Origin of the sequence: Bifidobacterium biavatii DSM 23969 (assembly GCF_000741165.1) — a bacterium.
GTDB classification, from domain to species: domain Bacteria; phylum Actinomycetota; class Actinomycetes; order Actinomycetales; family Bifidobacteriaceae; genus Bifidobacterium; species Bifidobacterium biavatii.
This window is the reverse complement of the sequence record NZ_JGYN01000008.1, coordinates 1-23653: the sequence shown is the minus strand read 5'-3', so window position 1 is coordinate 23653 and position 23653 is coordinate 1. Positions and strand designations below refer to the sequence as shown.

The 23653-nt window shown below is 60.9% G+C and carries 33 protein-coding genes, 1 tRNA gene and 1 pseudogene; 25 read left to right on the top strand and 10 right to left on the bottom strand.

Annotated features, from left to right (window positions below; all coding sequences use genetic code 11):
• Positions 1–5: 5 nt before the first annotated feature.
• The 4 genes and pseudogenes from BBIA_RS03825 to metE form a co-directional block, all read right to left on the bottom strand.
• Positions 6–1889 (bottom strand): family 43 glycosylhydrolase, encoded by a 1884-nt coding sequence (locus BBIA_RS03825; RefSeq protein WP_033493709.1) that lies wholly within the window; start codon positions 1887–1889, stop codon positions 6–8.
• Between the two features lie 149 nt (positions 1890–2038).
• Entirely contained in the window at positions 2039–3646 is a 1608-nt protein-coding gene (locus tag BBIA_RS03820) for a type 2 periplasmic-binding domain-containing protein (protein WP_051923750.1), read from the bottom strand.
• Positions 3647–3953: 307 nt separating this feature from the next.
• Positions 3954–4801 (bottom strand): annotated as a pseudogene (gene metF, locus BBIA_RS03815) (methylenetetrahydrofolate reductase [NAD(P)H]).
• A gap of 160 nt (positions 4802–4961) precedes the next feature.
• On the bottom strand, positions 4962–7265 hold the full coding sequence (metE, locus tag BBIA_RS03810; protein ID WP_033493712.1) for a 5-methyltetrahydropteroyltriglutamate--homocysteine S-methyltransferase: 2304 nt from the start codon (positions 7263–7265) through the stop codon (positions 4962–4964).
• 287 nt (positions 7266–7552) lie between these two features.
• Here metE and BBIA_RS03805 point away from each other — a divergent pair, with 287 nt between their 5' ends.
• Positions 7553–8749 carry a tyrosine-type recombinase/integrase gene (locus tag BBIA_RS03805; protein ID WP_033493714.1) on the top strand — a complete coding sequence of 399 codons (1197 nt, stop codon included), beginning with the start codon at positions 7553–7555 and terminating at the stop codon, positions 8747–8749.
• Between the two features lie 56 nt (positions 8750–8805).
• Here BBIA_RS03805 and BBIA_RS03800 read toward each other — a convergent pair whose 3' ends face one another.
• The 3 genes from BBIA_RS03800 to BBIA_RS14125 all read right to left on the bottom strand — a co-directional run bounded on the left by BBIA_RS03800 (position 8806) and on the right by BBIA_RS14125 (position 10577).
• Positions 8806–9336, bottom strand: coding sequence for an ImmA/IrrE family metallo-endopeptidase (locus BBIA_RS03800; RefSeq protein WP_051923749.1), 531 nt, complete (start codon positions 9334–9336; stop codon positions 8806–8808).
• 101 nt (positions 9337–9437) lie between these two features.
• Positions 9438–10127, bottom strand: coding sequence for a hypothetical protein (locus BBIA_RS13220; RefSeq protein WP_051923748.1), 690 nt, complete (start codon positions 10125–10127; stop codon positions 9438–9440).
• A gap of 48 nt (positions 10128–10175) precedes the next feature.
• A complete protein-coding gene (locus BBIA_RS14125) occupies positions 10176–10577 on the bottom strand; it encodes a hypothetical protein (RefSeq protein WP_152600528.1) in 402 nt (133 codons plus the stop codon).
• A 111-nt stretch (positions 10578–10688) separates the two neighbouring features.
• On the opposite strand from BBIA_RS14125, the gene BBIA_RS14120 reads away from it, so the two are divergent.
• From BBIA_RS14120 to BBIA_RS03690, 23 genes are all read left to right on the top strand, one after another.
• The gene (locus tag BBIA_RS14120) at positions 10689–10844 is read left to right on the top strand and encodes a hypothetical protein (protein WP_156103665.1); all 156 of its coding nucleotides are present in this window, start codon (positions 10689–10691) and stop codon (positions 10842–10844) included.
• Between the two features lie 70 nt (positions 10845–10914).
• On the top strand, positions 10915–11205 hold the full coding sequence (locus BBIA_RS03785) for a hypothetical protein (RefSeq protein ID WP_051923746.1): 291 nt from the start codon (positions 10915–10917) through the stop codon (positions 11203–11205).
• Complete coding sequence (locus BBIA_RS03780) at positions 11205–11981, top strand: phage antirepressor KilAC domain-containing protein (RefSeq protein WP_033493716.1); 777 nt, start codon at positions 11205–11207, stop codon at positions 11979–11981. Before BBIA_RS03785 ends, BBIA_RS03780 begins: the two co-directional genes overlap by 1 nt.
• Complete coding sequence (locus BBIA_RS03775) at positions 11978–12313, top strand: hypothetical protein (protein WP_033493718.1); 336 nt, start codon at positions 11978–11980, stop codon at positions 12311–12313. The genes BBIA_RS03780 and BBIA_RS03775 overlap by 4 nt, the downstream gene beginning before the upstream one ends.
• A complete protein-coding gene (locus BBIA_RS14505) occupies positions 12310–12480 on the top strand; it encodes a hypothetical protein (protein ID WP_162835000.1) in 171 nt (56 codons plus the stop codon). The genes BBIA_RS03775 and BBIA_RS14505 overlap by 4 nt, the downstream gene beginning before the upstream one ends.
• The gene (locus BBIA_RS03770; protein WP_035138025.1) at positions 12477–12686 is read left to right on the top strand and encodes a DivIVA domain-containing protein; all 210 of its coding nucleotides are present in this window, start codon (positions 12477–12479) and stop codon (positions 12684–12686) included. The genes BBIA_RS14505 and BBIA_RS03770 overlap by 4 nt, the downstream gene beginning before the upstream one ends.
• The gene (locus BBIA_RS03765) at positions 12670–12909 is read left to right on the top strand and encodes a hypothetical protein (protein WP_033493724.1); all 240 of its coding nucleotides are present in this window, start codon (positions 12670–12672) and stop codon (positions 12907–12909) included. Before BBIA_RS03770 ends, BBIA_RS03765 begins: the two co-directional genes overlap by 17 nt.
• A gap of 47 nt (positions 12910–12956) precedes the next feature.
• A complete protein-coding gene (locus BBIA_RS03760; RefSeq protein WP_033493730.1) occupies positions 12957–13334 on the top strand; it encodes a hypothetical protein in 378 nt (125 codons plus the stop codon).
• Entirely contained in the window at positions 13318–13566 is a 249-nt protein-coding gene (locus BBIA_RS03755) for a hypothetical protein (protein WP_033493732.1), read from the top strand. The genes BBIA_RS03760 and BBIA_RS03755 overlap by 17 nt, the downstream gene beginning before the upstream one ends.
• Positions 13563–13760 carry a hypothetical protein gene (locus tag BBIA_RS03750; protein ID WP_033493734.1) on the top strand — a complete coding sequence of 66 codons (198 nt, stop codon included), beginning with the start codon at positions 13563–13565 and terminating at the stop codon, positions 13758–13760. Before BBIA_RS03755 ends, BBIA_RS03750 begins: the two co-directional genes overlap by 4 nt.
• Entirely contained in the window at positions 13738–14214 is a 477-nt protein-coding gene (locus tag BBIA_RS03745) for a RusA family crossover junction endodeoxyribonuclease (RefSeq protein WP_033493735.1), read from the top strand. The genes BBIA_RS03750 and BBIA_RS03745 overlap by 23 nt, the downstream gene beginning before the upstream one ends.
• A 3-nt stretch (positions 14215–14217) precedes the next feature.
• Positions 14218–14607, top strand: a complete 390-nt coding sequence (locus BBIA_RS03740; RefSeq protein WP_051923745.1) for a hypothetical protein — start codon at positions 14218–14220, stop codon at positions 14605–14607.
• 174 nt (positions 14608–14781) lie between these two features.
• Positions 14782–15192 carry a hypothetical protein gene (locus BBIA_RS03735; RefSeq protein ID WP_033493738.1) on the top strand — a complete coding sequence of 137 codons (411 nt, stop codon included), beginning with the start codon at positions 14782–14784 and terminating at the stop codon, positions 15190–15192.
• Positions 15189–15380 carry a hypothetical protein gene (locus tag BBIA_RS03730; RefSeq protein ID WP_033493742.1) on the top strand — a complete coding sequence of 64 codons (192 nt, stop codon included), beginning with the start codon at positions 15189–15191 and terminating at the stop codon, positions 15378–15380. Before BBIA_RS03735 ends, BBIA_RS03730 begins: the two co-directional genes overlap by 4 nt.
• Positions 15377–16327, top strand: a complete 951-nt coding sequence (locus BBIA_RS03725) for a hypothetical protein (RefSeq protein WP_051923744.1) — start codon at positions 15377–15379, stop codon at positions 16325–16327. The genes BBIA_RS03730 and BBIA_RS03725 overlap by 4 nt, the downstream gene beginning before the upstream one ends.
• A gap of 2 nt (positions 16328–16329) precedes the next feature.
• Positions 16330–17208, top strand: a complete 879-nt coding sequence (locus BBIA_RS13210; protein ID WP_051923743.1) for a hypothetical protein — start codon at positions 16330–16332, stop codon at positions 17206–17208.
• Positions 17209–17552: 344 nt separating this feature from the next.
• A complete protein-coding gene (locus tag BBIA_RS03715) occupies positions 17553–20006 on the top strand; it encodes a bifunctional DNA primase/polymerase (RefSeq protein WP_033493744.1) in 2454 nt (817 codons plus the stop codon).
• Between the two features lie 4 nt (positions 20007–20010).
• Entirely contained in the window at positions 20011–20187 is a 177-nt protein-coding gene (locus BBIA_RS14500; protein WP_162835001.1) for a hypothetical protein, read from the top strand.
• Positions 20177–20410 carry a hypothetical protein gene (locus tag BBIA_RS03710; RefSeq protein ID WP_033493746.1) on the top strand — a complete coding sequence of 78 codons (234 nt, stop codon included), beginning with the start codon at positions 20177–20179 and terminating at the stop codon, positions 20408–20410. The genes BBIA_RS14500 and BBIA_RS03710 overlap by 11 nt, the downstream gene beginning before the upstream one ends.
• Positions 20407–20661, top strand: a complete 255-nt coding sequence (locus BBIA_RS03705) for a hypothetical protein (RefSeq protein WP_033493747.1) — start codon at positions 20407–20409, stop codon at positions 20659–20661. Before BBIA_RS03710 ends, BBIA_RS03705 begins: the two co-directional genes overlap by 4 nt.
• 53 nt (positions 20662–20714) lie before the next feature.
• Entirely contained in the window at positions 20715–21140 is a 426-nt protein-coding gene (locus BBIA_RS03700) for a hypothetical protein (protein WP_238548427.1), read from the top strand.
• Positions 21141–21281: 141 nt separating this feature from the next.
• Complete coding sequence (locus BBIA_RS03695) at positions 21282–22034, top strand: hypothetical protein (RefSeq protein WP_033493748.1); 753 nt, start codon at positions 21282–21284, stop codon at positions 22032–22034.
• Positions 22035–22129: 95 nt separating this feature from the next.
• A tRNA-OTHER gene (locus tag BBIA_RS03690) sits at positions 22130–22202 on the top strand.
• A 60-nt stretch (positions 22203–22262) separates the two neighbouring features.
• On the opposite strand, the gene BBIA_RS03685 is transcribed toward BBIA_RS03690, so the two are convergent.
• Together BBIA_RS03685 and BBIA_RS03680 are read right to left on the bottom strand one after the other, a co-directional pair.
• Positions 22263–22646 (bottom strand): hypothetical protein, encoded by a 384-nt coding sequence (locus BBIA_RS03685; RefSeq protein ID WP_238548426.1) that lies wholly within the window; start codon positions 22644–22646, stop codon positions 22263–22265.
• Positions 22637–22849: a hypothetical protein gene (locus BBIA_RS03680; protein WP_033493754.1), complete on the bottom strand. Its 213-nt coding sequence runs from the start codon at positions 22847–22849 to the stop codon at positions 22637–22639. Before BBIA_RS03680 ends, BBIA_RS03685 begins: the two co-directional genes overlap by 10 nt.
• 62 nt (positions 22850–22911) lie before the next feature.
• Here BBIA_RS03680 and BBIA_RS03675 point away from each other — a divergent pair, with 62 nt between their 5' ends.
• The gene (locus BBIA_RS03675) at positions 22912–23307 is read left to right on the top strand and encodes a hypothetical protein (RefSeq protein WP_033493755.1); all 396 of its coding nucleotides are present in this window, start codon (positions 22912–22914) and stop codon (positions 23305–23307) included.
• Positions 23308–23416: 109 nt separating this feature from the next.
• Here the strand turns inward: BBIA_RS03675 and BBIA_RS03670 are convergent.
• Positions 23417–23653 (bottom strand): IS30 family transposase (locus tag BBIA_RS03670; protein WP_035138022.1); only part of this gene is annotated, 237 nt, incomplete at its 5' end.

The window sequence follows — 23653 nt, the reverse complement described above, 5'->3', positions numbered from 1 at the left end:
TTCGGCTATTCGACGATGACGGTGAGTGTCACGTCGCGCAGCCGCGGATCGCAGTCCCGTTCCGGCGTCATTTCGAGATACGGGTAGCCGCTGGCCGCCCAGTGGACGCGGCGGATGCCCGTGTGGCGTTCCTGCGCCACGTTGCGCTCGTCATGCGGCACGGCATGGTAGACGAGCAGGTCGTCGCCCGTATCGGGGTCGGTGACGAAGCTGTTGTGCCCGGGGCCATACTCCCCCGGCACGCTTTCCTTGGTGAGGATCGGGTATCCGAGCTCGCGCCATGACGCCGGGTCGAGCAAATCGCTGCCGGCCTTGGCGTGCAGCAGGCCCACGCAGTACAGGTCGGCCAGCCCGGTGCTCGAACCGGACACGGTGACGAACAGGTCGTCTCCGTGCCGCAGCAGGTACGGGCCTTCGTCCACTTCCGTCTCGCAACGGTCCCAGCCGTACAGCGGCCGCATCACGCACACCGGATCGCTGGTCAGCCGCCACGGTTCGGACCGGTCGACGGTGGCAATGTACACGTTGGCCGGATACACGCCGTCCGCGCCGGAGGTGCGGTCTCGGAACCGCCTGCCGGACCACATCACGTAGCTGACTGATCCCACTTCGAAATAGGTCATGTCGAGCGAAATGCCGCCGTGCGCGAGCAGCGAACCGTCCGGCCGCACCACGTGGCGTGCGGGCTCCCACGCATTCGGATCCATCGGGTCGCCGTCGCATCGGAAGACGACGGCCTGCACGCTGCTCCAGCCGTCCGGCCCGAGCGTGGTGAACACGTATGCGGTGCCGTCGATGACGTGCATTTCCTGTGCCCACACGTTGTCCTTGCCGTCGGAGGACACGGTGACGATTCGTTGCGGCGCGGCGGCGGCCAGTCCGTCGATGGTGTCCGCGCAGCGGACGACGATGCCGTCGAGCTGGGAGCCGGTCAGGTAGTAGCGTCCGCGGAACCGGCAGATGCACGGGTCGCCGAGATGGTCCGGTATGAACGGGAACGGGCGTTCGCGCATGATGATGCGGCCGCGCACCGCATACGATCCCGGCACGGTCATGTCGATGCGGGCGAGGTCGTCGGCGTTCCACACGACCTGCTTGGCGTGCGTCGACCCGTCTGAATAGCGGCAGACGACGGTGTGCGGCACGGCCAATGACGTCGTGCCGGTTGCGTCCACGTCGCCGCCGTGCGCGCCCAGGTGCAAGGCACGCAGTCGTACCGTCGGCTGGTCGACGGCGGCGTTGCGGATGACGCCCAACCTGCCTTCCACGGTATCCAGCGTGCGTTCGTCGACGGCGATCGCATTGCCGGCGATCGCGCCGTCGATGCCCAGCGCATCGTCCGGAATCGGCTGCAGCGTGAAGTCGCTGATCGTCCACACGTCGCCGATCGAACGCAGGTCAGCCGATTCGGCCTGCCGAACGCCGCGTTCGTCGCGCCATTCGATCAGATATCGCCCGGAACGCCGGTTCCACACGCATCGCGGGTTGCGGATCGGCGTATCGGACAGACGCAGGTATCCGTCCGGCTCATAGTCGACCAGATTGGCGGAACGGAACAGCATTGCGTCGCCGGCGTGCCGGTCGTCGGCGCCGTGCCGGTTCCGGCGCACGGCCATGACCATCCATCCTCCGTCGGGGCGGGCGACCAGCCACGGATCGGCCAGCGTTTTCGTGACGCCGCGCGGACGCTCGTCGGTCGGCTCGTCCGCAACCGCAAACAATACGGCCGTATCGTTGCGCATGGGCACGAACGGACCGTCACCGCGTCGGACGGCGAGATGCATGGCGCATTCGAGATCGCACAGCTCGCCCGCCCCGGCGAACGCGGAATTCGTGTACGTGCCGTCGCCGGACTTGGTGTAGACGGCGACAGTGCCGGTCGTAGTCATGATGGTGCTCTTTCTCCTTGTCGTTCGGACGATTCCCGCGACGATTGGCTCATGCGAAGACCGGTCGTCCCGAGGGGCGGCCGGTCTTCGCTCGGACTGGCGGCTGCGTCAACCGTTACGGCGTGACTTACCGGAACTCGCCGGCAACGTCACTTCGTGTACTTGTCGTACCACTTCTGCCACAGTTCGACGTTCTGTTCGACGCCGAGGTTCTTCACGCCCTCGACGTAGCTCTTCCACGACGCGTCGTCGAGTCCGCCCTTGGCGATCCACGAGGCAATGATCGGCGTGGCGTAGTCGAAGATCTGCGTGTTGTTGTTGGAGATGGTGGTCATGTCCTCGTCGCTGGGCACGACGTAGTTGGGCAGGTAGTCGTCGCTGTCCGTCGCGGCCTGCTGGTCCTTGTAGACCATCCAGTCGCGGTTGGAGCGGTCGACGTCGTCGACGCCCTCGATCTTGATGCCTTCGGGCAGGTAGGCGAGGCCGTGGTTGTACAGGGACACCTGCACGGTCGGGTCGGCCTGGCCCTCCGGCTTGATCGTGTAGTCCAGGTCGCCGTTCTTGGTCACATACGTGTCAAGGTCGCCGTAGTACGACTGGACGACCATGTCCGGTTCCAGCCACTTGTCGATGATCTTGTACACCTGCTCCTTGTAGGGGCTGTCGGCCTTGACCGCGGCGCCCGCGTACACGTCCGGCTGGCCGGTGGTCCACGTCGCCTTGTCGGCACCCGGCGCGACCGGGGCCGCCATGGTCACGTACTGGTCGTTGAAGTCCGTGCCGAACGAGTCCAGCGTGTTCCAGCCGAAGGCCACGCCGACGGTGGGCGCCTTGCCGTCGCCCTTGAGCTCGGCGTAGTACTTGTCGTCGGTCTTGGTGATCGCGTCGGACGGCACCAGGCCGTCGGCCATGAGCTGATGCAGGTATTCGGTGACCTGACGGAACTGGTCGGAGACGATGTAGTTGCCGACCTTGCCGTCCTTGACGTAAATGCCCGTGCCGCCGCTGGTGGTGACGGAGTATTCGATGCCGGTCGAGTTCATGAGCAGGTACGGTCCCCACCAGCCGAAGCCGCCGGTGCCGAGCGCGCGGATGTCGAACGGGATTTCGTCGGCCTTGCCGTTGCCGTTCGGGTCCTGCGTCTTGAACGCCTTGAGCACATTGGTGAATTCGTCCCACGTGGTCGGCACCTTGAGACCGAGCTTGTCGAGCCAGGTCTTGTTGATCATCATGGTCTGGCCGCCCACGAGGTTGGTGTTGCGCGCGGACACGTCCGACGGGATCTGCAGCAGCTTCCCTTCCAGATTGGTGGCGTACCTGCGCGCGAAGTCGTCGGATTCAAGGTACTTCTTGGCGTTGGGCATCTTGTCCAGATCGTCGGACAGATCCTCGAAGATCTGGTTCTTGGCGAAGTCGTCGGCCGAATAGGCGCCGATGCTCAGGTCGGCGATGTCGCCGGAGGCGAGGATGGCGCTTTTCTGCTGGTTCCACTGGGAGTCGAGCGTGGTCTGCCATTTGATCGTGCAGTCGCAGGCGGCCTCGAGCTTCTTCCACCAGTTCATGGTCTTCATCTGCTTGGTGGCCGAACCGATGATCACCTGCACCTTCACCACCGGCTTGCCGTCGGCGTCCTTTTCGCCGGAGTTTCCGGCGCCGCATCCGGCCAGCGCCATGGCCATCGCCAGCGTGCCGGCGGTGATTGCGGTGATGCGCTTTCCGGACCTGAGTCCGGCTCCTGCTGCGTTGCGACGAATCATCGTCCTGCTTCCTTTCTCGAGCTTCGTTGCCTTACGATCACCTGGAATGAACTTCACCGTTCCAAGCGTTGCCATCACTATACTTCAGCGTTGTAGTAAAGCGCAAGTCGCGACACACCGGCAGCAGGCGTCCGGGAATGTGCCGATGCCCGGACGCCCGCTGCGCAGTCGGCATTGTGAAACACGTGCCAAAACACGAAAACCGCATCCGCGAACGTCAAGGTACGTTAATGTACGTCGATACGACGTCGCGAATGCGGCTTCTTGGGAAGGATTCCGGCGTTTCCCCCGGTTCCGGATGCGACCGTCAGCGGCCGAACAGCGACTCCACGTTGTGCCAGATGCGCCGGGCGTTGGCCGGGCGGTTCATGGTGTACAGATGGATGCCGTTCACGTCGTTGGCCAGCAGATCAGTGATCTGCTGCGAGGCGTAGTTGACGCCGGCCGCGCGCAGCGACGGCAGGTCGTCGCCCCACTTGTCGAGCAGGGAGACCACGTACTTAGGGATTTCCGTGCGGTTCTTGGCCGCCATCGCGTACACCGACTTGGCGGAGGTGATCGGCATGATGCCCGCCTCGATCGGCGCGTGGATGCCGGCGGCACGCGCCTTGTCGACGAACTCGTAGAAATTCTCGTTGTCGTAGAACAGCTGGGAGATCAGATGCGTGGCACCCGCATCGACCTTGGTCTTCAGGTGCTCGATGTCCTCGTCGAGCGACTTGGATTCGATGTGACCTTCCGGATAGCAGGCGGCGAAGATCTTGAGATACGGTTTGCGTTCGTGGATGTAGGCGATCAGATCGCTGGCATGGTCGAACACGCCGACCGGCTCCAGCCCGTCGAGATGATCGCCGCGCAGAGCGAGCACGCCGCTGACCTTGGCCTCCTCGAACAGGTTGAGCGCATCATCGATGCGTTCCTTGTCCGAATACAGGGCGGTCAGGTGCGCCACGGCTGGAATCTGGTATTCCCCTTGCGGATCGTGTTGGCGATGCGCGCAGTGGCGGTGCGGTCGGCGTGTGTGCCGTGGCCGTACGTCACCGAGATGAAGTCCGGCTTGATGCCTTCGAGCCCGTCGAGCGCGTCGTAAATGGTACCGACCGGAGCGTCGCGCTTCGGCGGGAACACTTCAAGGGAAAAGATCGGATTGTGCATGGGTTCTGCTCCTTGCACGCCCGTCGCACGTTGCGGCGGTCGAGTTGTCCTGTGACGGTTTATGGATGGCTGCATATGATTACGGCTCCCCCGGCACGAACCGAAGGAGCCATAATTGCGTCATGCGATTACTGTTTGCAACCTGTGTCGGCTGTCAGGCTCACGCAAGCTGAGCGCGCACGGCCTTGGCCGCGGCGACCAGATGCTCGAGGCTCGGCCAGGTTTCGGCGTTGCCGCGGGTCTTCAGACCGCAGTCGGGGTTGATCCACACCTTCTCGACGTCCATCTTCTTGAGGATCTCGTGGATGCGCTCCTCGATCTCCGCTTCGGACGGGATGCGCGGCGAGTGGATGTCGTAGACGCCCGGGCCGGCCTCGGTTTCGAAGTGCGCGTCGTGGATCGCGTCGAGCACGACCAGATCGCCGCGGGACGCCTCGAAGGAGATCACGTCGGCGTCCATCGCGTCGATGTCGCGGATGATGTCATTGAACTCCGAGTAGCACATGTGCGTGTGGATCTGCGTGGTCGGCTTAACGCCGGAGTGCACGAGACGGAACGCCGGAATAGCCCAGTCGAGGTACTTCTTGTGCCAGTCGGTCTTGCGCAGCGGCAGCTTCTCACGCAGCGCAGCCTCGTCGATCTGAATGACCTTGATGCCGGCGGCCTCAAGGTCGAGCACCTCGTCGCGGATGGCGAGGGCGAGCTGCTGGGTCTGCTGCTCGTGGGTGATGTCCTCGCGTGGCCAAGACCAGTTGAGGATGGTGACCGGTCCGGTGAGCATGCCCTTCATGACGTGGTTCGTGCGGCTCTGCGCGTATGCGGACCATTCGACAGTGATCGGCTTGGCGCGCGAGACGTCGCCCCACACGATCGGGGGCTTAACGCAGCGGGTGCCGTAGGACTGCACCCACGCGTTCTTGGTGAACAGGAAGCCGTTGAGGTTCTGGCCGAAGTACTCGACCATATCGTTGCGTTCGAACTCGCCGTGGACGAGCACGTCAAGGCCGATCTCCTCCTGATGCTTGATGCAGGCGTCGATCTGCTCCTTGATGAACGCGTCGTACGCTTCCTTGGTGATCTCGCCCTTGCGGAAGCGCGCGCGCTCGGCGCGGATCTCCTTGGTCTGCGGGAAGGAGCCGATCGTAGTGGTCGGCAGCAGCGGCAAGCCAAGCGCCTCGCGCTGCTCCTTCTGGCGTTCGGCGCGGGCCGGCTGGCGGACGAAGTCGGCGTCCGTCAGCTTGGACAGACGATCGGCGACGGCCGGATCGGCGGCGACGCGCGTGCCGTCAAACAGCGCCTGGTTCGCGGCGAGTTCGGCGGACGCCTTCTTCTCGTCGTCGCTCGCATCGGTCAGCTTGGCGATCTCGACCAGTTCGCCGACCTTTTCGACGGCGAACGCGAAGTGCTTGAGCACGGCCGGGTCGAGTGCGGTCTCGCCTTCGGTGCTGAACGGCACATGCAGCAGGGAGGACGCGGTGGACACGGCCACGTTCGGCGTGACCTGCTTGAGCGCGTCGATCAGGCCGAGGCTGACGGCGTAGTTGTTGCGCCAGATGTTGCGGCCGTTGACCACGCCGGCGAAGATCGTCGTCGCGGAGTTAACGCCGTGCTGCTGGACGGCGGCGAGGTTCTCGTCCTTGCCTTCGTTGAGGTCGAGGCCGATGCCGTCGAAGCCGAGCAGGTTGACGGTCTCGTACACGTCAGCGATGTGGCCGAAGTAGGTGTTGAGCAGCACCTTGACCTTGCCGCCGCGGGCGGGCAGGATCTTCGTGTACAGGCTCTTGAACAGTTCGACGTCGCCCGGCTCCTTGTCGAGCACGAGGTACGGCTCGTCGATCTGCACCCACGCGGCGCCGAGTTCGGCGAACTTGACAAGCACTTCGGCGTACACGGCGGCGACCGCGTTGACGAGGCCCTTGTCGTACTCGATCTCCTCGGCCTGATCGTTGCGGGCGAGCTTGAGGAACGTGTACGGGCCGATGAGCACCGGCTTGGTGTCGATGCCGAGCGCCTTGGCCTCATTGAACTCGTCGAACGGCTTGGTGCCGTTGAGCTTGATCTCGGTGGACGGTTCGATTTCCGGCACGAGATAGTGGTAGTTGGTGGTGAACCACTTCTTCATCGGCAGAGCGGTCACGTCGCCCTTGTCGCCCTGATAGCCGCGGGCCATCGCGAACAGGGTCTCCTCCGGGTTGTCGAAGGCGAGGCGCTGGTAGCGCTGCGGGATCACGTTGAGCAGGATCGCCGTGTCGAGCAGCTGGTCGTAGTAGCTGAAGTCATTGCTGGGGATCAGGTCGACGCCGGCGGCGGCCTGCAGCTTCCAGTGCTTGGCACGCAGCTCCTTGGCGGTCGCGCGCACATCGTCGAGCGAGGCGGCGCCCTTCCAGTAGGCTTCGATGATCTTCTTCAGTTCGCGGTTCTGGCCGATGCGCGGAAAACCGGAAACGGAAGTCAGTGCGGACATGGTTCCTCCCGAATCTTACGAATGCAACCCGGCAAACCTATCACAGATCGGCCTGCCATAAGGCATCAGGACAACTTGGGTGTCGTTATAAAGCTGATCTATAACTCTAGGACCGGCTGGAAGGCTTGAAAACCGTTGGAATTCTGCGGAAAATACGACATTGAACGTCTCAAAACCCGTTGTTTTGGCGATTTTGAGAAACGTTGATTTTCCGCCGTTTTCCACCCACTGTACTCCCGCATAGAGTGGACTTTAGAGTGTACTCCCAACCAGTCAGGGAGGGTATCATGGCAGCCAACGCGAGACGCACCAAAGGCGCCGGCGGCGCGTTCAAGGACAAGAACGGCACGTGGCATTTCCGACGCGAGATCGACCCGGATCCCGCCACCGGCAAACGCCGATACATCGAAGCGACGGGCAAGGTCAAGTCCGAAGCACGCGCACGCTTCGACGAAAAGGTCAGCGAATACGAGCGCACCGGCATGATCCGCTCCACCACCAGCCCCTACGTGCGCGACTACGCCAACCGGTGGATGGAAGACCACCGCAAGGACGTCAAACCCAACACGTGGGGCAACGAGAACAGTTGGATGCGCGCCATGTGCGAGCACATCGGAGGAATCCGCCTGGCCGCGCTGCGCGCCGACGACATCCAGCGCATGATCCGCGGCCTGCAGCGCGGCCGTTCCCAGTCGACCATCAACTGCTATCTGAGCGTCCTGTCCGCCATGCTCGACGACGCCGAATACGAGGGGCTGATCGACATCACGCCCATGCGGCACGTGAAGCGCAGGAAGAACCGCAAGCGGACGCGCGCCGTGCTCTCGTCGGACGATCCGAAACGCCTGCTCGCCGCCGTATACGAGTACCAGAGCGCTACGGACACGGTGGAGGAACGGGACATGTGGCGGCTCATGTTCGAGCTCGCGTTCTCGACCGGCATGCGCCCGGGTGAACGGTACGCGCTCATGCCGTTCCAGTTGGAACGCCGGCATGGCGTGCCCGGCATCAACGTGTGCCAGCAGATCCAACGGTACACGGGAGGCGAGCAGGCCGTCATCCCCGCATGGCTGACGGCGACGCACCTGTACGGCTGCCGGTGGTTGACGACGCCGAAAAGCGAACGCGGCAACCGGTTCATTCCCATTTCCGAAGACCTGTGGCGTCGCCTGTGGGAGCATGTCGCCTGTTGGGGTATTGGTGACCGTCAGTTGATGTTCGCGAACGCGTATGGGCGGCCGTTGATGGGTGAAACGGAGCGGAAGCGGTGGCGGCGTTGTTTGGAGGCTGCGGGCTTGCCTTCTGTGGACGTGTACAGTGCGCGGCATTGGCTGTCGACGGTGATCGGCGAGTCGGGCGCGTCGGATGACGAACGGATGCTGATCATGGGTCATGCGGATATCGAGACGACGGCACGGTATACGCATTGGTCGCCGCAGGCGTTGGCGCGCACCATGAGCGCCGTCCCCGATCTGGGAGCATGAACAACGGGGGCGTGTGATCGGCGATAAGGCCGGTCGCACTCCCCTCTTTTTTGTGTTTAGAAGTCCAGGTCAATAAGACTGCTGCGGTTGATGGTGGGAATGACGTATCGTCGATAATGTTCGACGATTTGGGTGGTGACATTCAACGCGTCAGCCATGAGCGTGATGTCGCCGTCGTACGCGTGTTCGGCGATGATGTAGTCGTCGAGCCGGATGAGCATGCGCGCGGTTTGCGCTTGGCATTGCCGTTCGGCCTGCCCGCCGCAGCGTCCGCGACTGGTGTCGTCCCGATGCTGCCTGTGGACGAGCTCATGGACGAGCGTGCAGCGCTTGCGCGTGTAGTCCATGCTCTTGTCGATAACGATCAGGTCGAGGTCGAGCCGGTAGAAGCCGGCAAGATCGCCGGGCAAGTCAAAACTGCGAATGTCGGGATGATGCGGCGTTTCGTAGATGTTCATGCGCATCATCCCGTACGACCAGCCGGTTGGCACGTGGTCGGCGAGCATCCCATACTGGTCGAGGATCGGCGCCGGCCCATACGTGGGCTTCACGGCGGCAACAACACCGACCGTAGGATCAAACAGCATGTTAAGACCAAGTGGGGAGCCGGCAGGCGATTCCGATTGACTCGCCGCTTCATCGCTCGTATTCGGAGCTTCATCGCTCATGCCGACTCCCCCGCTTTCGTTTACTGCTTGGACCAAGTGCCGCAGCGGCTTAGCTTCAACTGCTGGCCGTCGCTGACGGTCACCTGCGGATAGCCGCCGCCGGGAAGATCATTGTCGACGATGTTGCCACCGGACGAAATCTCCCAATAGCAGCCTTCGGGCACTGAGTTGTTCGCCCGATAGGTCCCGGCTTCAATGTCGGAGCCAACCTGCCACACTCCGGAGCCCACGGTGCTTTTCTTCGCGGTCTCCACTTGGCCTTGCAGCGATGTGAGCTGGTCCTTGGCGGTTTGCACCTGCTGTTCCAGATCGCTCTTCTGGGTCTGCAGATCCTTGATGTCGTTCTTCAGGTATTCCGCGTCGGAGATCACCTTTTTCGCGTCGGTGTATTCCATATTCAGGTCGTTGATGGTTGACTGTTTCTCGCTGACCTTTTTGGACAGATCCTGATATTCCTGGTCCAGTTTTTGCTTTTTGGCGACGATGGACGCGTCGGCGGCTTGATTGCGTCCGACGCCGTATCCGATGCCGCCGACGAGGATAAGGCAGGCTGCGAGGATTGCCGTGCCGGCCGCCAGTGTCAGCTTGGGGATGCCGTGGAATGTTTGCTTGCTCCATGGCGTTTTCGCCGCGTCGCCGTCCGGTGTGATTGGCGTCTGGACGGGGGCTGCGGGCTGGATGATCGTGGGCTGATCATTCTGTTCGGTCATGGTTGTTTCTCTCTCCTCTCGGAATGATTGGTTTTGGTTAGGGGAAAACTATTCGCCGTCGAATTCGTGGGCGTGCTTGTTGGGGTCGTGGTTGGCGGCGATGTCGAGGTCGCTGCGCTGTAGGTCGTTGATCGCGGTTTGCAGGTTCGCGTCGGATCGGGCGGCCTCGCCGGTTAGGCCTTCCTGTTGCTCGAGCTGCTTGGCGCGAACAGTAATGCGACGGAGCGTTGCAACCGGATCGGCGTGGCAAACATCGCAGATCGCGAGAAACTCAAACAGGCGAACAGGGGCCTTCACTCCATTGCGAATATCTCCGATGCGAACATGGCTAACAACGCCTCCCATGCGGTCCGCAATCGCCCGCAGAGAAAGCCCGGAGTCATCGATTATTTCAGCTAATTCATCTTTTGCTGCGTAGTCGGTCGCAGTCCATTCAACTCTACTTGCCATAGCTACAGGCTACATGTAAGTGTGTGGAGACACGCCGACGCTTGACAGTGTGTAAGCGTGTGCTTACCTTAAGAGTGTTGTCAGCGAGAGCTTACAGAAAGGAACCTCGAGATGAGCAAGATGCCAGACAGGCCGGCCACGGTCAGCGAGCAGGAATGGCGCGAATACAAGTGGGAGGCCACGGTCGCCCAGGGCGAGCAGGCGCGGCGCCGGCTCGCGGCTCGCTGGAACATGCCCGTCATCCCGCCGGACGTCCTCGCCATCTAACAACCGCCCCGGTTGGCGGCCTTCACGTGAAACCGCCTGCCCCAGCTCCCCGAAAGGAAAAACCAGCACCATGACCAATTACGACTACCTCGACGTCGCCAACACGCTCGCCAAGAACACGCGCGACCTGCAGCTCACCACCAAAACCCCGCGCAGCAGCATCGCCGAAGCCGTCGGCCTCAACCGCGGCACCATCAGCAAATACCTCGACCACAGCGGCGGCGACATGCCCCTCAACGTGTTCATCGCCACCCAAGACCTCGCCGGCGGCGACCCCATCGCAGCCCTCGCCGACGCGCTCGTCACCTACGGCATCGGCCAACACCACACCAACAACAACACTAGCGAGGAGGCTGCGTGATGAACGCTGATATCCGACAATTTGATTTCAACGGCAACCAACTGCGCACTTTGACCGACGAGCATGGCGAACCGTGGTTCGTCGCCAAGGACGCATGCGACATCCTTGGCATCAGCAACAATCGCGATGCCATCCGACAGCTTGATGACGACGAGAAAAGTTCCGTCGCTATTTCCGACGGAACCTCGGGGAATCCAAATAAGACAATCGTTTCCGAGCCGGGCTTGTACAAGCTGATCATGCGTAGTCGTAAGCCGGAGGCGAAGGCGTTCCAACGTTGGGTGACGCACGAAGTCCTCCCCAGCATCCGCCGCCATGGCGGATACATGAACGGACAGGACAAGATGAGTCCGGAGGAAATGCTGCAGGCGTCCATGCAATGGCTGCAATCCCGCATCGACCAGCAGCAGAAGCAGCTCGAAGCTCAGGCGCCGAAGGTGTTGTTTGCGGATGCGGTCGCCACGTCGAAGCGCAGCATCCTGATCGGTGAAATGGCGAAGATCCTCAAACAGAACGGATACGACACCGGACAAACACGATTCTTCAAGACGCTGCGCGAGGACGGGTATCTGATGAAACGCAACGGCAGTCCGAACATGCCGACGCAGAAAAGCATGAACCTCGGCCTGTTCGAAGTCAAGGAAACCGCGATCCAACACAGCGACGGACACACGACCGTGAACTTCACCACCAAAGTCACGCCCAAAGGCCAACAGTACCTGATCTCAAAGTATTTGGGCTGCACACCACTGAACGTAGAGGAGACGGAACAATGACCACACTGCCCGCATTGGAAGCCCATCATGATCCCGGATTCGTGCTGCGTGTCGACGAGAATCCGTTGAACGAAGGCGTACTGGTCGTGTTCGACACCGTCATGCCTGAATTCAATCTGAGCTTCGCCGTTTACGTGTTCCCCGACCGGGACGTGTCGATCTGCTTGCAGCCGGCCGCCTACTCGTTCGACGAGATCCGCACGGCGGACGAGCTCAGCGAACTGGCTGATCGTTGCGACCGATTGCAGGAATGGTTGGACGATTGCGCGACCGTCGTCGACTGGACGCACGAAAACCTTGCGGAACTGGCCGGGAAGGCAGGCCTCCGATGAAACGCCATCACCCGTACACGTTCACCCTGCTCATTCTGCTGCTTGCCGTGGTCTGGTTGTTGTCGCATGAGGCGTGCGCGCATCCGATCGGCAATCTGATCGCCAGTCTTGTCGCGTTTGGTTACGTGCCGTTCCGACTCCTGTTCCTCCTGGAGGCCCACGCATGACCAGCACGTTCCTGATGACAGCAAAGGACATTCGCACCGCTGAGATCGACACGCATTGGATCTGGGAAGGCTACGACATCCAACAAGTCGACGACCTCCTCGACCGGATCGCCGTCAGCATGCAAGCCCAACAAGACCGAATCGTCCAACTCGAACACCAGTTGCAAGCCATAAGAAAGGAGAACAGTCATGCCGTTGACCAGTGAGGAAATCCGCGTCGACAGCAATCCCGTTCCCCTGTGGGAGCGGGAAACCCTCACCCTGCCGCAGGCCGCCCAGGTGTTCAACCTCGACTACGAGGGCCTGCTGCACGCCGTGAACCGCGGGGACGTCGACACATTCCGCCCGCCGAACAAGCGCGGTGATCCCGGCCGCCGCCGCGTACGCAAAAGCGAAATGATCCGCTGGATCAAAAGCATCGAAGAATAACCCGAATTCCCCCAAAAAATAACCAACAAGTGAAAGGAATTATCACCATGAACGACAAGGATATTTGCCCGAAGTGCGGCAAAAACCACAAGGAGGAAATGATCAAGATCATCGCAAAAATGTTATACAACGAAACGCTCGAAAATCCTGATTCCGCGATGTCTATCGTCGAAAACAACGACTCACAATTCAAAGAAGCCATTGAATCAGACGATTCAATTCGTTTCGAAATATATCGCAGATTCTGTCGCTCTTCAATCAAGGGTCTCAAGCAGATTATCTCGTTGAGCATTGATAACGATGAGGAAGAATTCATTGTCAGAAACGCCTTCGATGCTCTTCGAAAAATCAAAGATATCCCCTATTTAATCGATGCCATTGAATCCGACGATGACGAGGATGATGACGATGACGACATGGAATAACCTCTACGCCAGCGCGCAGCGCATCGACCAGTTGACCGAGCTCACGCCCGGAGACATCGCGTTCCTCACCGGACCACACAACATGATGGTCGCATTCCGCATCCGCAAAATGCTGCGCAAGTCTGACGGAATCACGTTCCTCTGGGTCACCGACATGCGCTCCTACCAGCTCGGCGGACACAGTCCACTCCGATTCGACCACGCGCTGCGAGACGGGAAAACCATCGAATGAGCCGGAAAACCATCACGCTCCTATGCCTGATCCTCGCCATCGAACAAGCCTGCGCATGGCTACTGCTCGCATTCGCCGACATCATCACCATGCACAAAGCCATAGGACTCAGCATCACATTCAGCCTGATGGCCATCGGGATCATCCTCATCACCAAACCACCCACTCGGAATGGAGGCCGACATGCCAGGTAACCGGTTCACGCTCACCCTGCCCGGCGATCCCGTCGCCAAAGGACGCCCCCGCGTCTATGGCGGTCATGCGATCACGCCACGAAAAACCGTGCGCGCGGAAGAACGCATCTTCGCCGAATTCCGCCGCAAATACCCCAACATGAAACCCTTCGCCGGGCCAGTGTCCGTATATGCGGAATTCTGGATGAGCCACCGGGGAAAACCCGACGTCGATAATCTCCTGAAAACCGTGTTGGACGCGTTGAACGCGGTCGCCTACATGGACGACTCGCAAATCATCCACACCACCGCAAAAAAATACGTTCCCGACCAGTTGGTACGCGGAAAACGAGATTGGAGGAAACGCCGAAAAGAAGACCCCTACATGCATTACGGGCACGAATACGAACCGCATCTGTTCGTGCGCGTCACCGAAATACCCGAATGGAATCCAATCGAAAAAGAAAGCGAATAAACCATGACCGTGAAAATCACTCCCGAGTACACTGTGCAGACGCTCGTCGACGATGAAGACCTGCGCGCCGACTTCGCCGATCTAATCCCCAAGGCCAACGACATCACCGACGCGGCCAGTAAATTCATCAGCGCCGCGGACAAAATGTTCGGCGGCAAAAACCAGGTATACGGCAACGATGCGCTCATTCTCGGCAAGACGGTCGAAGTCGCGCAGAAAGCCGTGAAATACGGTGCCGCGATTTCGAAGCTGCTACGCAATCCGATCGCCTCGCGTGTCCAGTTGGGCGTCGACCAGCCGGCACAACCGACTCAGGGCACTGTGGACGATGAGGAAGTCATCGCCGAAGTCGTCCACGAAATCACCAGTGGCGGAAGCGGCCACGATGAGTAGTCGCCTGTACATGCCCCGCTGCCCCGTATGCGGGCCGCTCGCCCCACCGACCACGTATGAGGCGGCATGGCGGGAGTGCGACAACCACATCCACGTCGACCAAATGCCCGCCGCCAGCCATAAAGCCCAACCCATTCCGGTCCATTCGGATCATCCAGTGAAAGGAACCAGATCATGACACCCAGCATGCCGAGCACCATGCAGGCCCTCGACCAACTCAACACCTCACAGGCTCCCGCAGTGTCGGACGAGCAGCGGCGCCAGCTGCTGCTTGAACGGCAGGCCATGCGCATCAAAGACCTGCAGGAAACCGTCAAACGCTGCGAAGAGGAAATCGACCAGCTGAAAACGCAGATCCTCGACGCGTACCCGATCGGCGACTATCAGGCCGGCCCCCTGTGCGTCAAGGTCAAAGCCGGCGCCAACCGGCTCAACACGGCGAAGCTCACGGCCGCGTTCCCCGCGGACAAGTACCCGCAGCTCTACGAGTCGAAACTCAGCACGAAGCAGGTTCGCAGCCAGTTCGCGCCCACGGCCCTCGCAGATTACATGACCATTGGCACTCCGCAAGTGATGGTCGCATGATCGCGCAAACCGGCATCGCCACCATCATCGCCAGCACCATTCAACGCCACGACCAAGCCACGGATCTGAGCGACGACCTGTACATCCTCAAAGCCAGCGACTTGGAACACGTGGCCGACGAAGCCGCCCGGAAAATCGTCGACCAAAGCCTCCGCCTCGAACGTCACAACAAGGAGCCCATCGAATGAGCGACGCCATCCACTACCAGACGCCGGCAAAGTCAACGCTCCCCGTGTTCGTGCCGCCGGCACCACCCATGGTACGCACGGACACGTTGGAGCCGCCGGACTGGTGGCGTGAAATCCGCAATCGGATCGAACACGATATCCACTCGGCGCCACGCGAACAACAACGCGAAATCGGACCAAGCGAATTAGGCGTCGACTGCGTGCACTGCCTCGCCGCAAAACTCGCAGGCTGGCCAAAACGCAACGGTCGCGACAAGGGTTGGACACCATTCCTCGGCACCTGCCTACACGAACATTTGCAACACCTGTTCGACCAGGATACAAGCGTGATCGTCGGATCCGACCTGCGACGCTGGCACGCCGAAATGCGCGTCCACGTCGGCCAAATCAACGGACTCGCCGGCAGCACACGAGTCAACGGCAGCATCGACTTGTACGACCGGCTCCACGGGCGGACGATCGACTGGAAACTCGTCGGCAAATGGAGCCTCGACCACAAACGACGCCACGGCATGCCCCAACAGTACGTCATCCAAGCCAGCCTCTACGGCATCGGCCTGCAAAACACAGGCCTACCCGTCAACCGGAATGCGATCGTCGCCCTGCCGAAGATCACACGCAACGGATTGGACGACGCGCTCATCTGGGACCAACCATTCGACCCAAAGCCCGGCCAATGGGCGTTAGCGAGAGCTTCCACCCTGTGCGTACTGCTCGACCTGATCGAAACACAGGACGGCACCGAAGCACGCGACGCATGGATCACCAGCCTGCCCAAAAACGCCGAGGACTGCTTCGACTGCCACGACGACACCTACCAGACCAAAGACCTGGACGGCGACATGTGGCTCGCAAACCATCCGGGCCGGCTCGACCGGTACAAGCCGTTCATCGACCTGATCCCATCCGCCTATCCGAACCTCACCAACAACAGTCAAGGAGAATAACCATGTACGGTCAAAACACCTACCAGCAGCCCTATCAGCCGGCAAACTACCCGCAGGGCTACAACCAGTACCCTGCGCAGCAGAACGGCCCACAGCAGGCCGGATACGCGCCCCAGCCGGGCATGGTACCCCAGCATCCCATGCCCGCCCAGTCCGTTGCACTCCCGTCGCTCGATCAGATGATGAGCGGCGGCATCCCCAGCGCATTCGGCAAAAACGATCCCATCGGCATCAGCGTCACCGGCGAAATCCTCGACATCCACGCCGACCAGCAGCGCGACTTCGACAGCAAAGCCCCGCTCTTCTGGGACGACGGCAACCCCCGCATGATGATCGTCATCACCCTGCAAACCGCCTTGCATGATCCCATGATCCAGTTCGACGACGGCAAGCGCCGCATCTACGTCAAGCAGGGCCATCAGAGCACGGCGCTCGCCCAGGCCGCGCGCATGGCCGGCGTCGGCAACTATCCGCGCGTCGGCGATACGCTGACCGCCACGTTCTCCGGCACCACGCCCGCCAAGAAACGCGGCTACAACGACGCGAAGAACTACACGTACCAGGTCAAGCCCACGGATCCGAACAAGGCCGGCCTCGACGCGGTCATGGGACAGGCGGACCCGTACCAGTCGGCTCCGCAGCAGTCGGCGCCGGCGCAGCAGCTGCAAGGCTCATTCGCTCAGCCGGCCATGCCGCAGCAGCCCTTACCGCAGGTCGACGCACAGCAGATCCTGCAACTGCGTGCCGTCGGCAAGAGTCTGCCGGAAATCCAGACGCTGACGGGCGCGCCGGTCGCGGAAATCAACCGGATCCTCGACCAAGCCAGCCAACAGCAGCAGCCCGGCACGACGACGGGCAGCACTGAGGAGCCTGAATTCTAGCCATTCCAACGCCATCGGGTGAGCCGCTTCGAATCTTCGGATTCGGGGTGGCTCACCCAGCCAAACTAGCCATACGCGATTACCAAGGAGATGACAATGCAGAACGTACGACAAGTCGGTTCGAGCCTCTCCCAATGCGCGCCGATCACATCCGATGCCATGAACTCATACGTGACTTACGCACACTTACGCAGTCAACGTAAGCGGGTTTTCGTTGGAATTGCAACGTTTTTTACTATATATAACAACTATTACGTATGTTTTTCTTATATATATAAATGTGGTGTTAGTAGAGGTGTGTTTATATGGCGTGTATGTAGTAAGACCTGCAAGGTCGTGGTCGCATGAGCTTCGACGCCCGATACAAGGACTACGAGCCGATCGAAACGGACACGCTCCCAGCCAAATTCTTCGGCTGCTTCAAACTGCTCGACCTCACGTTCGCGCCGGCGAACGATTACACGATCATCCGCACCATCGACGGACACAGCCTCGAACTCGTCTGCGACGGCGACGACGACGGCAAACGCAAAAAACAACCCGTGGTCGACGCCGGATACCAGAAAGCCATCTGGGAACTACGCGAACACCACCTTCGCTACTGCCCGTCACAAGACAGGCTCTGGCGGCGCGACGTCGACGACGAGGACCATCCGGGCCCGCGGCGCATCCTCAACTCGTGGCATCCGGTCAAGAGCATCGAGGACGAGTACGGGATCGGGTCGCGCAGCAACGACGGGCGCCGCAATCCGAACATGAGCGCGGCGATCTTCCGGGAGGCGAAACGGTCCCGCTGGTTTCCGCAGGTCGAACGCGGGTTGCGCTGCGACCCGTGCGTGTGGATCCGCCAGAGCGGGAAGATCGTGGAACTGCGCAATGAGAACGACATTGCCGTCACCCAGACCCTCGACCCGAGGGGCATGGGTAACGCGGTCGTCGACCAGGCATGGCAGATAGCCCGATGGTTGACCGTTGACGAGCATTCCGCGCGCAACCTGATTCGACTGTTTGCTACTCCGTGGTTGGAGGCGTTCAAGCAGCTCACGTTCGTGTTGTCCGGGCATGGCGGCGACGGCAAGACGCTGATCATGCGACAGGCGGTCATGGGCGTATTGGGTTCGGAGCGCGTGTTCCCCGGCTTCTCGGTCGCGCAGTATTGCGCGTCCGGTGGGTACACGTTGAACCGTGAGTCGATGAATGATGCGATGGACGGGAAGGCGTTCGCCTACGACGACGAAGCGTGCGAGGTTAGCGAGCCTATGTTGCCGTCGTTGCGTGCGTTGTCGACTGGTTCGGAGATGCAGGCTCGTGTGACGGGCGGCAAGTATCGGACGGTGACGCCGACGGCGACGATGGTCATATTGACCAACATGGCGTTCGCCGACTCGACTGAGAATTCGGATCGGCGTCGTTTCGTGAAGATCGAGATGCATCAGGCTGCGGGTCGTTCGTATGACGAATATCATGCGATCGAGCTGTTTTGCAAGAAGCATCCGGCCGCGTTCTATGTGGCGTCCGCTCGCTTGTGGGCGGAGTCTGAGGAGCCGGACATGGTGAACCTGTCGCCGGCCCGGCAGATCAGCGACGAAATGTACTGGCTCATCACCGAAATTCAGGACAACGAGTCTCAGTACGGCCAGCCAATCGCCAGCCGTAACGGGTACCGCGACCAGTTCCACACGTCGATTCCCGCGTCCCTACTGGATCTGCTCGGATTGAAGAATTCAACCACTACAGTGTTCCCGGGTGGTCAGCAGCGTGTCGTGCGCGTCGCCGACCAAGCTCGTTTCGACGTGTACGCAAACGCGTTGGCGTCGGATGTGGACGAGCCGGACGAAACCCAGTCGCTTGCCGTGCAGGCCGCCGCGATGCCCGGTGTGGATTCGTTGCAGCCGATTGAGATCGGCGGTGACACGTGCCGGGACAATGCTCAGCTCGTCGAAAGCCTGTGTGGCGGTCAGGTCGGTTTCGCGCCCTGCGAGGGCAGGGAGAAGAAGGCCGGCGAATTCGACGAGAAAGTATCGCTCAGCTGGAAGCGGTTAAACCGTGATATGGAGCATCGCAGCAGCGCGGATACGGTGCGGCTCGATCAGACACGGTATTGCGTGCCCCTGTTGGGTCGCATGTTCGTGATCGACTGCGATGATGCGAAACAGTCCGGCGAACCGCATGGTTTCCAGGTGTTGCAGGCGCAGGTCGGCGAATACGGTTCACCAGCACTGCCGTCAACGTTGGCGGTGCGTTCGCCGCACGGCATGCACCTGTACTATCAACTGCCCGCCAATGTGGATATCGGCCGGTTGAAGAACGCGGTTCATCCCGACGGCCTGCCGATCGACTTGCGCGTGAGCGGCAAGGGGTACGTGTTGGGTCCGGGCTCCGTGGCAAACGGCGGTCGTTACCAGTTGGTCGACGTGCCGGACGACGGCGAACACGTGCCCGAAGCAACCCCGCAACTGTTGCAGTTCCTTGAACGCGAGTACATGGATTCGACACAGTTGCCGGCGAGCGCTGCGACTGGTAATCGTGTGTTGCCGGGGTTGGATGAGATTATGCGAGCGCCCGCATCGGTGCCGGTTGGTCGTCGGTCTGGTGGTCGGCCGGATATGTCGCCGGTGCCGGAGGGAGCACGGAATGACACGTTGCATTCGTGGGCGTACGGCCGGTTGCTGCATCATCCCGACAATGAGCGTCAGATCGAACGTGATCTGTACGAGCGTGGCCACGCTTCCGGTTTGCAGGATGCGGAGTTGGCGACGATATGGAAATCAATCAAACGACATCAGGGAAAGGCATAAGGGCATGTGTGCGATAGATCATGTGCAGCTCGCGTTGAACGATCTCGCCGACGTGGGCCTCGGCAACGACAGTCCGGCCGAGGCGTTCATTATCGGCTGGCAGGCCGGATGGGATAAGTGTCTCGAATACGTGCGTTATCTGGAAAGCAAGCTCGACAAGGAGGATCTTGATGGCGAATGAGGTCAGTCCGCGCAGGTTTGTGAAGCTGCGCGTCAGCGGGCTCATGTCGGATGGCGTGACGGTGGAGTTTGGCACGCTCTCCGATACCGATGCTGGTGTGGCGGCGACCTGTTGGCGGCGGCTCCTGTCGGATAAGCGTTGGAGGGAGATCGTGTTCAACGCGTTGTTCGACTGGATGAACAGCGTGCTGACCGAGGTCGATCAGCGGAAGGAGGAAGCATGATGATGAATCGTCGAATGAAGCTGCTGCTCGCAGTGTTGTGGCTGGCGGTCGTATTATCGCCGTTGTTGGCTGGTTGTGCGGAAGGCACGTATGAGGATCCTTATGTCGTTGGTGATCAGGCCGATGATTATTCGTGGTCGTATGTCAAACTGCCCGACGGTCGACTGGTTCCCTGCATCACAGGAAATAGCGGCGCGATCTCCTGTGATTGGGCGCATGCCGACGGCGCCGACAAGGGCTGGTCGCAGTGAAACCGGTCGAACATAAGCCCGCATGGTTGCGCGAGTTCATTCCCAACGGGAATATGGGCAAGCTGGACGTGTGCATGTGCGAGGGGTGCGGCCGGTACGTGATTCGCCAGCAGCTCGGCGTGTGGGATTACTACGATCCGGGCATCATCCAGGATGATGACCTGATTGTGGCGATCATCCTGCGCCGCGCGTTGGCGCGGATCCGCTGGGACAACACGTTTCGTCAGCCGGTTCTCTACACGGTCAGCGGAACGGCCGGGCTCAAGGCGGACGGTCAATACCTTGCCGAGCATGATTGCCGGCTGGCGCGCATCACCGACAGGGCGTTCAAGCCGCCGCGCCGCGAGCGCACGCCGGGCAAGCCCATGTTCGACGCGAAATTGTCGAAGGCGGACGTAGCCGAGTTCGCGCGCCTGTGGCACATGCCGCTGGCGGCGCTGCGAGCGGAAGTTCGGGCGCGTCCGCCGACGCTCTTGTAAAATAAGAAATCGTTGGAATATCAACGTTTTGGGACAATCGGCGTCGGGATTATCGGTTACTCGCCAAATAAAAGAAAGCCCCATCTTTCGACAGGGCAGGTACGCAATCATCCAGCATAGTCGAAAGGATCCGGGCTCGCCATGTCATGCCAGTACTGCCGCCAATCTTGCGAAAACGACTACACGCTCTGCATGCACTGCGAGCTGCGATTCTTCCATGTGCTCTACCAGCTCGCCGCGGACGTGCAGCCGTTGCATGATTCGCTCGACGCGACGCTGCATCCGGGCGGGCATGCGCCGACGCGCATCCAAACAGCCACGCCGCCCACTCCCCTGCGATTGGACGTGCTCGACCTGATCGACCTGCTTGACTCGACCGCCTACGAACTACTGCGCCGATTGGGTGGCACCGATGCGCACCCCGGCACGCGTATGCGCCCTTACGAGGATCTCGCGTCCACACTGCGCCGCTGCGCCAGCTCACCACAGCTTGCCTTGCTGCCGGACGCCGGCATGTACCTCTATCAATTCACGCGCTTGGCTCGGCAGACTGACGTGACACTGGATCCTCCGGAGCATCGGCGCGAAATCGGCCCATGCGAAAACTGCGCGACCATGCTCACGGCCGGGCCTGCTGACCAGTGGGTGACGTGTCCGGTCTGCGAGCGCGAGCAGCGCGTGCAGACGGTCAAACTGCGCAGGTTGGAGCGCTTGTGTTTTGACGATTCACGGCGTGGAAGCGCGGCCGAAGTTGCGCGCGCCTTTACGGATGCGGGGATTGTGGTACGGGCCGCGACGGTGCGTAAATGGTTGGAGCGGGGCAGATTGGCGCGTTCGCCGTTGGGCGTGGCATATTGCGACGTGTACCGGCTTGTCGTGGCCGGCGCGGCTTGACAAAATCGCAACTGTCACGCATGATTGCAAGTGGATTAGTGTAGAAAAACCCGGAACCGACGGACTGGCTCCGGGTTTTCCCGTATCTGGTCCGGGCATCGGTAGGCTCAGCGGCTAGAGGGTATGGCCACGGTCATAAGGTCGCCGGTTCGAATCCGGCCTGATGCTCGACAACAGGAAAGCGGCGCCCGCGAAAAACTATCGCGGGCGCCGCTCACGTTGATGGTGTTACGCGTTGACGAGTTGGTGCGCGCGCTGGTAGGAGATGCCGAGCATGGTGCCGATGTCGCGCAGGGTGACGCCCATGCCGTGCAGCGTTTTTGCCGCCAGTCGGCTTTCCGCCGCGGCCTTTCTAGATGATTCGTCGGCGAGCTCCCGCTGTCTTTTTGATTCGGCCATGTGCGCTTCGACCGTTTCGGGCAGCTGCACGTGCACGTCGAGTTGCAGGGTGTCGACTGGTTCCTCGGTCATGATGTTGATGAGGTCCTTGGCCATGGTGTCGACTTCCTTGAGGTTGAGCGCTTGGGTGACGCGGTGGATGGCGGGGACTTCCACCATCCACGCGTCTTCGTCTCGCGTGACGTTGACCTTGTAGATGTGCATTACTTCCACCAGTCCTTTCCGAACTTGGGGTCGCATTCCCCGTAGATGGCTTTGGTTGTGTTCTCTCTGATCTCGTTGTGGCGAGGCAGGGGGATGATCATGCCGTCGACGATCATCTTGGAGTGGTTGCCGCCTTCGATGATGTCGAACGTCAGGCCGTGACGCTTGGCTTCGGCCTTGATTCGTTTGATGATGTCCTTGCGCTTCGTCATATGTTTAGTCTATCAGACTAGACAAGCTATGTCAAGTCAACTAGACAAAAGGTGGTGCATTTGTGGGCTGGCGCGTGTGCTCGACTTCCTCATGCCCGCATCTCGTCCAGTCCCCCGCATCCAAATGCGAGGAATGCCGACGACGCCAGGAGGACCGGCGACGCACCAGAGGCGCCAGCCCGTACAACACGGCGGGCCATCGCCGCTTCCGCGCCCAAGTGCTGGCGCGCGACCCGTTCTGCGTATGCCCCGGCGACATCGGCAGCGGCGGCTGCGGCAAACACCACGGCATGTGCGGCCGACGGTCGAGCGTCGCCGACCACTACCCTTACGAGCGCGTCGAGCTGATCGACATGAGCCTCGACCCCGACGACCCGCAATACGGTCGCGGACTGTGCGCCGCATGCCACAACGCGAAGACCGCCCGCACCCGCCCGGCCGGCTTCCGATCTCAATGAGAGGTCGAACCAATGCTTTCAACCGATTCAAACGGCGGATTTTAGTGGTGGTTGCAACACTTGGGGTGTTTGCCGCTCTTGATGGCGGTCTTGGAATGGTGTGATCGTATCATGCGGCGTTGATGAGTTCGAGGATTTTCTCGGATGGTTTTTGGAATCCGAGGGTTTTTCTTGGCCGGTCGTTGAGTTCTGCGGCTACTGTGTCGAGATACTGTTCGGGGTACTCGCTCAGGTCGGTGCCTTTTGGGAAGTACTGGCGCAGGAGTCCGTTCGTGTTCTCGTTCGTGCCGCGCTGCCATGGTGAGTGCGGGTCGCAGAAGTACACTTGCATGTCAAGGGCCGTGGA

What these genes read in the sequence shown, in the direction of transcription:
- BBIA_RS03825 (WP_033493709.1), bottom strand. Translation starts at nt 1,889, where the DNA reads ATGACTACGACCGGCACTGTCGCCGTCTACACCAAGTCCGGCGACGGC.
- BBIA_RS03820 (WP_051923750.1), bottom strand. Translation starts at nt 3,646, where the DNA reads ATGATTCGTCGCAACGCAGCAGGAGCCGGACTCAGGTCCGGAAAGCGC.
- metE (WP_033493712.1), bottom strand. Translation starts at nt 7,265, where the DNA reads ATGTCCGCACTGACTTCCGTTTCCGGTTTTCCGCGCATCGGCCAGAAC.
- BBIA_RS03805 (WP_033493714.1), top strand. Translation starts at nt 7,553, where the DNA reads ATGGCAGCCAACGCGAGACGCACCAAAGGCGCCGGCGGCGCGTTCAAG.
- BBIA_RS03800 (WP_051923749.1), bottom strand. Translation starts at nt 9,336, where the DNA reads ATGCTGTTTGATCCTACGGTCGGTGTTGTTGCCGCCGTGAAGCCCACG.
- BBIA_RS13220 (WP_051923748.1), bottom strand. Translation starts at nt 10,127, where the DNA reads ATGACCGAACAGAATGATCAGCCCACGATCATCCAGCCCGCAGCCCCC.
- BBIA_RS14125 (WP_152600528.1), bottom strand. Translation starts at nt 10,577, where the DNA reads ATGGCAAGTAGAGTTGAATGGACTGCGACCGACTACGCAGCAAAAGAT.
- BBIA_RS14120 (WP_156103665.1), top strand. Translation starts at nt 10,689, where the DNA reads ATGAGCAAGATGCCAGACAGGCCGGCCACGGTCAGCGAGCAGGAATGG.
- BBIA_RS03785 (WP_051923746.1), top strand. Translation starts at nt 10,915, where the DNA reads ATGACCAATTACGACTACCTCGACGTCGCCAACACGCTCGCCAAGAAC.
- BBIA_RS03780 (WP_033493716.1), top strand. Translation starts at nt 11,205, where the DNA reads ATGAACGCTGATATCCGACAATTTGATTTCAACGGCAACCAACTGCGC.
- BBIA_RS03775 (WP_033493718.1), top strand. Translation starts at nt 11,978, where the DNA reads ATGACCACACTGCCCGCATTGGAAGCCCATCATGATCCCGGATTCGTG.
- BBIA_RS14505 (WP_162835000.1), top strand. Translation starts at nt 12,310, where the DNA reads ATGAAACGCCATCACCCGTACACGTTCACCCTGCTCATTCTGCTGCTT.
- BBIA_RS03770 (WP_035138025.1), top strand. Translation starts at nt 12,477, where the DNA reads ATGACCAGCACGTTCCTGATGACAGCAAAGGACATTCGCACCGCTGAG.
- BBIA_RS03765 (WP_033493724.1), top strand. Translation starts at nt 12,670, where the DNA reads ATGCCGTTGACCAGTGAGGAAATCCGCGTCGACAGCAATCCCGTTCCC.
- BBIA_RS03760 (WP_033493730.1), top strand. Translation starts at nt 12,957, where the DNA reads ATGAACGACAAGGATATTTGCCCGAAGTGCGGCAAAAACCACAAGGAG.
- BBIA_RS03755 (WP_033493732.1), top strand. Translation starts at nt 13,318, where the DNA reads ATGACGACATGGAATAACCTCTACGCCAGCGCGCAGCGCATCGACCAG.
- BBIA_RS03750 (WP_033493734.1), top strand. Translation starts at nt 13,563, where the DNA reads ATGAGCCGGAAAACCATCACGCTCCTATGCCTGATCCTCGCCATCGAA.
- BBIA_RS03745 (WP_033493735.1), top strand. Translation starts at nt 13,738, where the DNA reads ATGGAGGCCGACATGCCAGGTAACCGGTTCACGCTCACCCTGCCCGGC.
- BBIA_RS03740 (WP_051923745.1), top strand. Translation starts at nt 14,218, where the DNA reads ATGACCGTGAAAATCACTCCCGAGTACACTGTGCAGACGCTCGTCGAC.
- BBIA_RS03735 (WP_033493738.1), top strand. Translation starts at nt 14,782, where the DNA reads ATGACACCCAGCATGCCGAGCACCATGCAGGCCCTCGACCAACTCAAC.
- BBIA_RS03730 (WP_033493742.1), top strand. Translation starts at nt 15,189, where the DNA reads ATGATCGCGCAAACCGGCATCGCCACCATCATCGCCAGCACCATTCAA.
- BBIA_RS03725 (WP_051923744.1), top strand. Translation starts at nt 15,377, where the DNA reads ATGAGCGACGCCATCCACTACCAGACGCCGGCAAAGTCAACGCTCCCC.
- BBIA_RS13210 (WP_051923743.1), top strand. Translation starts at nt 16,330, where the DNA reads ATGTACGGTCAAAACACCTACCAGCAGCCCTATCAGCCGGCAAACTAC.
- BBIA_RS03715 (WP_033493744.1), top strand. Translation starts at nt 17,553, where the DNA reads ATGAGCTTCGACGCCCGATACAAGGACTACGAGCCGATCGAAACGGAC.
- BBIA_RS14500 (WP_162835001.1), top strand. Translation starts at nt 20,011, where the DNA reads ATGTGTGCGATAGATCATGTGCAGCTCGCGTTGAACGATCTCGCCGAC.
- BBIA_RS03710 (WP_033493746.1), top strand. Translation starts at nt 20,177, where the DNA reads ATGGCGAATGAGGTCAGTCCGCGCAGGTTTGTGAAGCTGCGCGTCAGC.
- BBIA_RS03705 (WP_033493747.1), top strand. Translation starts at nt 20,407, where the DNA reads ATGATGATGAATCGTCGAATGAAGCTGCTGCTCGCAGTGTTGTGGCTG.
- BBIA_RS03700 (WP_238548427.1), top strand. Translation starts at nt 20,715, where the DNA reads ATGGGCAAGCTGGACGTGTGCATGTGCGAGGGGTGCGGCCGGTACGTG.
- BBIA_RS03695 (WP_033493748.1), top strand. Translation starts at nt 21,282, where the DNA reads ATGTCATGCCAGTACTGCCGCCAATCTTGCGAAAACGACTACACGCTC.
- BBIA_RS03680 (WP_033493754.1), bottom strand. Translation starts at nt 22,849, where the DNA reads ATGACGAAGCGCAAGGACATCATCAAACGAATCAAGGCCGAAGCCAAG.